Source organism: Microbacterium sp. KU4F, from assembly GCF_056868075.1.
Map to the genome: position 1 here is coordinate 3,349,121 of NZ_CP200324.1, position 8,001 is coordinate 3,357,121.

General features: G+C 71.0%; 8 protein-coding genes. 5 read left to right on the forward strand and 3 right to left on the reverse strand.

Annotated features, from left to right (window positions below; genetic code table 11):
• The first annotated feature begins 25 nt into the window (after window positions 1-25).
• The 4 genes from miaB to dapF are packed head-to-tail and all read left to right on the forward strand — an operon-like array spanning window position 26 to window position 3,791.
• Window positions 26-1,570, forward strand: a complete 1,545-nt coding sequence (gene miaB / locus AC1VNH_RS16550; protein ID WP_243227209.1) for a tRNA (N6-isopentenyl adenosine(37)-C2)-methylthiotransferase MiaB — start codon at window positions 26-28, stop codon at window positions 1,568-1,570.
• Window positions 1,570-2,481: a tRNA (adenosine(37)-N6)-dimethylallyltransferase MiaA gene (gene miaA, locus AC1VNH_RS16555; protein ID WP_483112657.1), complete on the forward strand. Its 912-nt coding sequence runs from the start codon at window positions 1,570-1,572 to the stop codon at window positions 2,479-2,481. Before miaB ends, miaA begins: the two co-directional genes overlap by 1 nt.
• Complete coding sequence (locus tag AC1VNH_RS16560) at window positions 2,478-2,924, forward strand: GNAT family acetyltransferase (protein ID WP_483112658.1); 447 nt, start codon at window positions 2,478-2,480, stop codon at window positions 2,922-2,924. Before miaA ends, AC1VNH_RS16560 begins: the two co-directional genes overlap by 4 nt.
• 9 nt (window positions 2,925-2,933) lie before the next feature.
• Window positions 2,934-3,791 (forward strand): diaminopimelate epimerase, encoded by an 858-nt coding sequence (dapF, locus tag AC1VNH_RS16565; protein ID WP_483112659.1) that lies wholly within the window; start codon window positions 2,934-2,936, stop codon window positions 3,789-3,791.
• Here dapF and AC1VNH_RS16570 read toward each other — a convergent pair.
• Both AC1VNH_RS16570 and AC1VNH_RS16575 read right to left on the reverse strand, forming a co-directional pair.
• Window positions 3,788-5,002 (reverse strand): MFS transporter, encoded by a 1,215-nt coding sequence (locus tag AC1VNH_RS16570; RefSeq protein ID WP_483112660.1) that lies wholly within the window; start codon window positions 5,000-5,002, stop codon window positions 3,788-3,790. The two genes, dapF and AC1VNH_RS16570, sit on opposite strands and share 4 nt — an antisense overlap.
• Window positions 5,003-5,081: 79 nt before the next feature.
• Window positions 5,082-5,723: a class I SAM-dependent methyltransferase gene (locus tag AC1VNH_RS16575; protein ID WP_483112661.1), complete on the reverse strand. Its 642-nt coding sequence runs from the start codon at window positions 5,721-5,723 to the stop codon at window positions 5,082-5,084.
• 75 nt (window positions 5,724-5,798) lie between these two features.
• Here AC1VNH_RS16575 and hflX point away from each other — a divergent pair, with 75 nt between their 5' ends.
• Entirely contained in the window at window positions 5,799-7,313 is a 1,515-nt protein-coding gene (hflX, locus tag AC1VNH_RS16580) for a GTPase HflX (protein ID WP_344225757.1), read from the forward strand.
• Window positions 7,314-7,320: 7 nt separating this feature from the next.
• Here the strand turns inward: hflX and AC1VNH_RS16585 are convergent.
• A partial coding sequence (locus tag AC1VNH_RS16585) for an alpha/beta hydrolase family protein (RefSeq protein ID WP_483112662.1) occupies window positions 7,321-8,001 on the reverse strand: 681 nt, incomplete at its 5' end.

Below are 8,001 nucleotides of genomic sequence, written 5' to 3' on the forward strand. Positions count from 1 at the left end.
GCGCAAACGTAGAATGGCTCCCATCATGACGATCCCCTCGAGCGCTCCGACCCTCATCGCCGCCTCGCCCGCCGCGCACGACGCAGACGGCCGCGCGCGGACCTATGAGGTGCGCACCTTCGGCTGCCAGATGAACGTGCACGACTCCGAGCGCCTCTCGGGGTCGCTGGAGTCGGCGGGGTACGTCCCCGTCGAGCCCGGCGCCGAGGCCGACGTGGTCGTGATCAACACGTGCGCCGTGCGCGACAACGCCGCCGGAAAGCTCTACGGCACGCTCGGGCATCTGAAGTCCCGCAAGAACGCCCATGCCGGCATGCAGATCGCCGTGGGCGGTTGCCTGGCGCAGATGGACAAGCAGACGGTCGTCGAGAAGGCGCCGTGGGTCGATGTCGTCTTCGGCACCCACAACATGGGCTCGCTGCCGAAGCTCCTCGAGCGCGCGCGACACAACGAAGAGGCCGAGCTCGAGATCCTCGAGTCGCTCGATGTCTTCCCGTCGACGCTGCCGACCAAGCGCGACAGCGTGTACAGCGGGTGGGTCTCGATCTCAGTGGGCTGCAACAACACCTGCACGTTCTGCATCGTTCCGAGCCTGCGCGGCAAGGAGAAGGATCGTCGCCCCGGCGACATCCTCAGCGAGATCCGGCTGCTCGTCGAGGACGGCGCGATCGAGGTCACGCTGCTCGGCCAGAACGTGAACTCCTACGGCGTGGAGTTCGGGGATCGTCAGGCGTTCGGCAAGCTCCTGCGCGCCGCCGGCGAGATCGAGGGCCTCGAGCGTATCCGCTTCACGAGCCCTCACCCGGCCGCCTTCACGGACGACGTGATCGACGCGATGGCCGAGACGCCCGCCGTGATGCCGCAGCTGCACATGCCGCTGCAGTCCGGCAGCGACCGCATTCTCAAGGCCATGCGCCGCTCCTACCGTTCGGAGCGCTTCCTCGGCATCCTCGACCGGGTGCGTGCGCGCATCCCGCACGCTGCCATCTCCACCGACATCATCGTCGGCTTCCCGGGCGAGACCGAAGAGGACTTCCAGGAGACGCTGCGGGTCGTCGAACAAGCGCGGTTCGCGAGTGCCTTCACCTTCCAGTACTCGATCCGCGAGGGCACTCCCGCCGCGACGATGGAGGAGCAGGTGCCCAAGGAGATCGTGCAGGAGCGCTACGAGCGCCTCGTCGCCCTCCAGGAGCGCATCAGCCTGGAGGAGAACCAGAAGCAGGTTGGTCGCCGGCTCGAGGTGCTCGTCTCCGCCGGCGAGGGCAAGAAGGATGCGGCCACGCGCCGGCTCACCGGGCGTGCCGAAGACAACCGGCTCGTGCATTTCGAGGTCCCCGAAGGCTCGCCGGCGCCACGTCCCGGTGATGTCGTCTCGGTCGTGGTGACGCACGCGGCGCCCTTCCACCTCCTGGCCGACGCGCCGGACGGTGCCCCGCTCGCGATCCGGCGCACGCGTTCGGGCGACGCGTGGGATCGGGCCGAGGCCGATTCCTGCGGTGTGCCCGCCCCCGCAGGCTCCGGCCCGAAGGCGGTCTCGCTGGGTCTTCCCTCGCTTCGTCGGGACCAGTGATGCCCGCGCCCCGGTTGTGGATCGTGGCCGGGGCCACCGGCACGGGGAAGACCGGGATCTCGCTCGCGCTGGCCGAGGAACTCCGCGGCAGGGGCCGGGCGGCCGAGATCGTCAACGCGGACGCCATGCAGCTGTATCGCGGCATGGACATCGGAACGGCGAAGCTGCCCGTCGCCGAGCGGCGCGGGATCCCGCACCACCTCTTCGACGTGCTCGAGGTGACCGAGGAAGCCGCTGTGGCGGACTATCAGTCGCGCGCCCGGCAGGTGATCGAGGCGATCAACGCCCGCGGGGCTGACGCGATCCTCGTCGGAGGCTCCGGGCTGTACGTCTCGGCGGTCGCCTACGACTTCCGCTTTCCTCCGCGCGACCAAGCGCTGCGGGCGGCGCTGGAAGCGGAGTTGGACGAGGTCGGTCCCGGCGTGCTGTACGAGCGCCTCCGCGGCATGGACCCGGTCACCGCGGAACGCGTCGATCCGCACAACGGTCGACGGATCGTGCGCGCGCTCGAGATCCTGGCGCAGGGCGCCACGACGCACGGCGCCGCGCTGCCCGAAGACCCGCGTCTCTGGCACCCGCGGACGCAGCTGCTGGTCGCGCATGAAGAGCGCGACGTCCTCGTACCGCGTCTCGACGCGCGCGTCGAGCGGATGTGGCGCGACGGCCTGCTCGGCGAGGTCGTCAGCCTGCGCGAACGGGGGCTCGACGCGGGCGTCACGGCGCGCCGGGCCATCGGATACGCACAGGCCATCGGTGAGCTCGACGGCCTGCTGAGTCGCGACGAGGCGATCGCGCAGACGCAGGCGCTCACCCGCCGGTACGCCCGTCGCCAGGTCTCCTGGTTCCGCCGTTACACGGCGGCCCGTCGGGTCACCGCGGCCACGGCGGCGGCGGATATCGTCGAGGGGTGACCACGCTCCGCATCCGGCCCTTCGCTGTCGCCGACACCGAGCCGGTCGTCGCGCTGTGGCACGAGGCGGGGCTGACCCGGCCGTGGAACGATCCGTACCGCGACATCGAGCGCAAGCTGGCCGTGCAACCGGAGCTGTTCCTCGTCGCGACGAACGAGGAACGCGTCTGCGGCTCGGTCATGGCCGGCTACGACGGCCACCGCGGCTGGCTGTACTACCTCGCGGTCGATCCCGCCCACCGCGGCGGCGGAGTCGGTCGTCGGCTCGTGCGCGAGGCCGAGGAGCGTCTCTCGGCGATGGGGTGCCCGAAGGTCCAGCTCATGGTGCGGCCGGAGAACTCCGGTGCGCGCGGGTTCTACGAGGCCCTGGGATACGACGACTTCGACACCTGGGCCACCGGGAAGCGCCTCATCGCCGACGAACCGGACCTGCCCCGCCCGTAGACTGGCGGAATGTCGCGCACGCTCCCGTTCACCAAGGGCCACGGAACCGGGAACGACTTCGTGATCCTCTCCGATCCCGACGGAGAGCTCGATCTCAGCGACGACCAGATCGCGGTGCTCTGCGATCGCCGATTCGGCATCGGCGCGGACGGACTCCTCCGTGTCGTTCGGTCGGCTCGGATCCCCGAGGGTGCGGACGCTGCTGCAGCCGGCGCCGAGTGGTTCATGGACTACCGCAACGCCGACGGGTCGAAGGCCGAGATGTGCGGCAACGGCACGCGTGTGTTCGCGCGCTTCCTCGAGGACCACGGCCTCGCCTCTCTCGATGCGCCGCTGCGCATCGGCACGCGCGCCGGGGTCAAGACGCTCACGCGCAGCGAACGCGGCTTCGAGGTGGATCTGGGAGAGTGGGTCGTCGACGAGAACGACGTGCTCGTGCGTGCCCGCGGTCTGGATGTCGCGCGTCCGGGTCAGCCGGTGGACGTCGGCAATCCCCATGTCGTCGTGGCGCTGTCGTCCGAGGCCGAGCTGGAGGCGCTCGATCTGACCGTCCAGCCCCTGCTCGACCCGCAGCCTCCCGCCGGCGCCAACATCGAGTTCGTCGTTCCCAGCGATCCGCTCGTCGTGGGCGGCGTGGGCGGGATCCGGATGCGGGTCTTCGAGCGGGGCGTCGGAGAGACGCTCAGTTGCGGGACCGGCGTCGCCGCCGCAGCTCTCGCTGTGCGCCACTGGGCAGGGCCCGCGGCGCCCGAGGCGTGGGTCGTGGACGTGCCCGGCGGGACGCTGGGCGTGCGCATGCACGACGGCCACGTGCTGCTGTCGGGGCCGGCCTCACTGGTCTTCCACGGCGAGGTCACGCTGGCCTAGCGGGATGCGGTGCGCGCTCGACCCCTGGCGGCCGCGGCGCCCACCACGCCCATCACGAGCAGCACGAGCGTGGCGGTGAGCACGGGCGCGAAGCCCGCGGCGGCCCCCAGGTTCTGCGCGAGCAACCCGGAAAGCGCGGATCCCGCCGCGATGCCGAGGACGATGCCGCTCGTCGTGAGCGTCAGCAGGATGCCGGCCCGCCCCTCGTCCGCTGCGTCGCCCACGACCCGGAAGATCGTCAGCAGCAGCGGGCCTTGGAAGGCGCCTGCGATGAGTCCGGCACCGACGATCCACACGACGTCGTCGGCCACGAGCATGAGCGACGCGCCCACCGCCATCCCGCAGGCGGCCACGCTCCAGCGGGTCCAGGTGCCGACGCGCTCGGGAACGAGCACCATCGACAGGGTGGTGATGGCCGAGCCGACCGCCATGACCGCGTAGAGCAGCGCACCCGCATCCGGGATGCCGATGCGCTCCGCGAAGGCGGTGAGGCCGGTCTGGCTCGCGCCGAAGAACATGCCCATCGCGAGCATTCCGACCAGCGCGGTGACCAGCAGCGTCCGGCGTCCCGCGGGGGCGGTGGCCCGCGGCGGCGCCTGCCTTCTGCGCGGGACGCTTCGGTGCGTGCGGTGCACGGCGAACTGCGTCGCGAAGGCGACCACGAGCGCGCCCGCGAGCAGGGTGGCCGCCTGCGGCGACACGAAGGCGGCGATCAGACCCACGATGGCGGGCCCGAAGATGTAGGAGATCTCGTCGATGACGCCCTCGAAGGCGAAGGCGGTCGGGAGGTCCTCCGGCGCGAGGGAGAGCCACCGGGTGCGGGAGAACGCGCCGACCTGCGGCAGGCTCAGCCCGATTCCGGCGGCGAGAGCGACCGCCCCGCCGTCGGGCACGTGTCCGGCGCCCCACGTCAAGAGCAGGAGCAGCGCGACGTGCACGACCACACCGGCGAGCAGAACGGGCCGCTGCCCGATGCGGTCCGCGATCGCGCCGGAGGCGGGAGCGCCGACGGCCTCGCCGATCGCGGCGGCCGCCGCTGCGAAGCCGCCGACGGCGATCGAGCCCGTGGCGGAGGTCACGAGCGTCAGGACGGCGAGCGGGACCATCGACAGGGGAAGACGCCCGAGGCTCGTGGCCACCAGATAGTCCCAGCCGGCGATGCGCGGCAGGGCACGGTACGAGCGGATGCCGACGGAAGTGGGGGAGGGCATGCTGAAACTCCGATCGGCGCATCCCCCGCCCGAACTGCGCCCTCAGCCCATCAGTCGTTGTGAGCCGAGCGTATCACCGTCAGGGCAGCGGGATGGGAGCGGTGACCTCTGTCCCGTGGCGACGGATCTTGAGTACCCGGAAGCCGCGCGCCGTCGCGGTGCGGTGCACGCTGAAGCCCGCGGGGAAGGATGCGGCGAGCCAGCGCTGAAGCGAATCGGCGCCCAGGTTGCGTGCGACCACGAGCCACGCGTCGGATCGTTCGTCCAGTCGCGGGATCCAACGCTCGAGCATGCCGTGCAGTTCGTTCTTGCCGACACGGATCGGAGGATTCGAGCGGATCGTGCGGAAGGCGATGTCGTCGGGAACATCGTCGGGGGTCACAGCGTTCACATTGGTGAGGCCGAGGCTCTCGGCGTTGCGGCGGACGAGATCGAGCGCCCGCTGGTTGACATCGACCGCCCACACCGTGGCGTGCGAGGACGAAAGCGCCAGCGAGAGCGAGATCGGGCCCCAGCCGCATCCGAGGTCGAGGAAGTGGCCGCCGGCCGGAGGCGGCGGCGTGTTGCTCAGCAGCACGGCGGTGCCCGCATCCAGTCGATCCGGGCTGAACACTCCGCCGGCCGTCGTCACATCGATGTCGCGACCGGCCACGGTCACACGGATGGTGCGGAGGTTCTCGGGACTGGCGGGTGACGCGGTGAAGTAGTGGTCACTCCCCATACACGAAGCGTAGCGGTAAGTCTCCGAAGGCGGGAGGCTAGAGTGAGCGGGCGCGAGACGCCCCGAAAGGAAACGATGACAGAAACACCCCCGTCCACCGACGAGCAGCGGCTCGACGACGTCGACCGGGTGCTCTCGCGAGCGGACTCTCGCGCACGGATGCGCGGCCCCGTGGCCGGAGCGCAGGCGCTGCAGGATGCGGCGACCGTCGCCGACGGCTTCGGCGACGGCGATCAGTTCGACCGCGAGGAGCGCCAGGCGCTGCGCCGCGTCGGAGGCCTGTCGACCGAGCTCGAGGACGTCACGGAGGTCGAGTACCGCCAGCTGCGGCTCGAGAACGTCGTCCTCGTGGGCGTGCACCCGCAGGGGGCGACCGAGGACGCCGAGAACTCGCTGCGCGAGCTCGCAGCCCTCGCCGAGACGGCGGGCGCCGTCGTCCTCGACGGCGTGCTGCAGCGCCGACCGCATCCCGACCCCGCGACGTACATCGGTCGGGGCAAGGCGGAGGAGCTGCGCGACATCGTGGCCGCCGTCGGTGCCGACACCGTCATCGCCGACACCGAGCTCGCCGCCAGTCAGCGGCGCGCGCTCGAAGACGTCGTCAAGGTCAAGGTCATCGATCGCACCACGGTGATCCTCGACATCTTCAGCCAGCACGCGAAGAGCCGCGAGGGCAAGGCGCAGGTCGAGCTCGCGCAGCTCGAGTACCTCCTGCCGCGCCTGCGTGGTTGGGGTGAGTCGATGAGCCGGCAGGCCGGCGGTCAGGTCGGCGCAGGCGGTGCCGGTATGGGCTCGCGCGGACCCGGTGAGACGAAGATCGAGCTCGACCGCCGCCGCATCCGCACCCGGATGGCGCAGCTGCGTCGTCAGATCCGGGACTTCGCCCCGGCCCGTGACGCCAAGCGCGCAGAGCGCAAGCGCAACACGATCCCCGCCGTGGCGATCGCCGGGTACACGAACGCCGGCAAGTCCAGCCTCCTGAACCGCCTCACACGCGCGGGCGTCCTGGTGGAGAACGCGCTGTTCGCCACGCTGGATGCCACCGTTCGACGCTCGGTGACCGAGGACGGGCGCATCTACACGCTGACCGACACCGTCGGGTTCGTCCGCAATCTCCCGCACCAGCTGGTCGAGGCGTTCCGTTCGACGCTCGAGGAGGTCGGCGACGCCGACGTCATCGTGCACGTCGTCGACGGCTCGCACCCCGATCCCGCCGCGCAGCTCGCCACCGTCCACGACGTGATCGGCGATGTGGGGGCGCGCGACACGCGTGAGATCGTCGTGTTCAACAAGGCCGACCTCATCGACGACGACGCGCGGCTCCTGCTGCGGGGTCTCGTGCCCTCAGCGGTGTTCGTGTCGTCTCGCACGGGCGAGGGCATCGACGAGCTCCGTCGGGTCATCGAGGATGCGCTTCCGTTGCCGGAGGTCGAGCTGCGGGTCCTGCTGCCGTACGATCGGGGCGACCTGGTCTCGGCCGTGCACGAGCACGGGATGATCTACGAGGAGACGCACGAGGCGGAGGGCACAGCCCTGCACGCTCGCGTCGGCGCCGCGCTCGCCGGCAGGCTCGAGGACTTCCTGGCCTGAGCCCCGCTCACTCGCCGTCGAGGGCGGGCAGGAGCACGAACAGCTCCGGATCGTCCACCGTGGCGGTGAAGCCCGCCCGTCGGAGGGTCTCGGTCCACTCCGAGGTGCGAGGGCGGGCGAACAGGGGCCGCACGGGCTCGCGGGAGACGACGACGCCGAGGTCGCGATCCGCGTGCTCGGTGTGACTCTCGTGGTCGATGAACACCTCTCGCCCGTCCGGACCGTCGGCGACGCGCAACGCGCCGATCGAGAGCGCAAGCTCGGGCGCGTCCGCGGCGAAGCCGAACACCTCGCCGAGGAACGCGAGCTCCGAGGTGAGTGCGTCGATGGTCGTCTCCCGGCGTCGGAACCCGTGTCCCTCGCCCTCGTACAGGACGTAGGCGTGCGGGACGCCGTGGTGGCGCAGCGCGTCGCGGATGGCCTCGGCCTGCGCGGGCGGGACGACCCGGTCCTCGGTGCCCTGCAGGATCAGCAACGGCACCCGAAAGCGTTCGGGATGCGTCAACGGCGAGCGTTCGACGTAGACCTCCTCCGTCTCCGGCAGAGGACCGATGAGTCCGTCGAGATAGCGCGACTCGAACTCGTGCGTATCCGCCACGAGCGCGCGTGCGTCGCCGACGCCGTAGCGGGAGACTCCCGCGGCGAAGACGTCGCCGCCCGTCAGCGCCGACAGCACCGTCCATCCGCC

Coding starts and splice junctions, on each gene's coding strand:
- AC1VNH_RS16570 (WP_483112660.1), bottom strand. CDS start 5,002: ATGCCCTCCCCCACTTCCGTCGGCATCCGCTCGTACCGTGCCCTGCCG.
- AC1VNH_RS16575 (WP_483112661.1), bottom strand. CDS start 5,723: ATGGGGAGTGACCACTACTTCACCGCGTCACCCGCCAGTCCCGAGAAC.
- hflX (WP_344225757.1), top strand. CDS start 5,799: ATGACAGAAACACCCCCGTCCACCGACGAGCAGCGGCTCGACGACGTC.
- dapF (WP_483112659.1), top strand. CDS start 2,934: ATGTCGCGCACGCTCCCGTTCACCAAGGGCCACGGAACCGGGAACGAC.
- miaA (WP_483112657.1), top strand. CDS start 1,570: ATGCCCGCGCCCCGGTTGTGGATCGTGGCCGGGGCCACCGGCACGGGG.
- miaB (WP_243227209.1), top strand. CDS start 26: ATGACGATCCCCTCGAGCGCTCCGACCCTCATCGCCGCCTCGCCCGCC.